Origin of the sequence: Streptococcus infantis (assembly GCF_047463175.1) — a bacterium.
Lineage (GTDB): Bacteria > Bacillota > Bacilli > Lactobacillales > Streptococcaceae > Streptococcus > Streptococcus infantis_AC.
On record NZ_JASHEJ010000011.1, the window covers coordinates 1 to 631 of the forward strand.

At 51.5% G+C, this 631-nt stretch carries 6 tRNA genes; all 6 read left to right on the plus strand.

Going from position 1 to position 631, the window contains the following annotated elements:
- The first annotated feature begins 53 nt into the window (after nucleotides 1-53).
- The 6 genes from QM859_RS09010 (at nucleotide 54) to QM859_RS09035 (ending at nucleotide 578) form a co-directional block, all read left to right on the plus strand.
- Nucleotides 54-126, plus strand: a tRNA-Val gene (locus tag QM859_RS09010).
- Nucleotides 127-131: 5 nt separating this feature from the next.
- Nucleotides 132-202, plus strand: a tRNA-Gly gene (locus QM859_RS09015).
- A 34-nt stretch (nucleotides 203-236) separates the two neighbouring features.
- Nucleotides 237-310: transfer RNA gene (locus tag QM859_RS09020), tRNA-Ile, on the plus strand.
- Nucleotides 311-324: 14 nt separating this feature from the next.
- Nucleotides 325-396: transfer RNA gene (locus QM859_RS09025), tRNA-Glu, on the plus strand.
- A gap of 7 nt (nucleotides 397-403) precedes the next feature.
- Nucleotides 404-493, plus strand: a tRNA-Ser gene (locus QM859_RS09030).
- 11 nt (nucleotides 494-504) lie between these two features.
- Nucleotides 505-578 (plus strand) — tRNA-Met (locus QM859_RS09035).
- The last annotated feature ends 53 nt before the right edge of the window (nucleotides 579-631 follow it).

Below are 631 nucleotides of genomic sequence, written 5' to 3' on the forward strand. Positions count from 1 at the left end.
CCGGAAGTAGTTGGGGGTTGCCCCCTGTGAGATATGGAAGTCGCTTAGCTCGAGGGAGTTTAGCTCAGCTGGGAGAGCATCTGCCTTACAAGCAGAGGGTCAGCGGTTCGATCCCGTTAACTCCCATTTAAGCGGGTGTAGTTTAGTGGTAAAACTACAGCCTTCCAAGCTGTTGTCGCGAGTTCGATTCTCGTCACCCGCTTTGAACTTTTGTTCAAATACCAAGTTTTTAACTTGGGCGCGTAGCTCAGGTGGTTAGAGCGCACGCCTGATAAGCGTGAGGTCGGTGGTTCGAGTCCACTCGTGCCCATTTTTTATAAATATGGTCCGTTGGTCAAGGGGTTAAGACACCGCCTTTTCACGGCGGTAACACGGGTTCGAATCCCGTACGGACTATTTTGTTGGAGGATTACCCAAGTCCGGCTGAAGGGAACGGTCTTGAAAACCGTCAGGCGTGTAAAAGCGTGCGTGGGTTCGAATCCCACATCCTCCTTTATTTATTATCGCGGGATGGAGCAGCTCGGTAGCTCGTCGGGCTCATAACCCGAAGGTCGTAGGTTCAAATCCTGCTCCCGCAATATTTGGCTCGGTAGCTCAGTTGGTAGAGCAATGGATTGAAGCTCCATGTGTC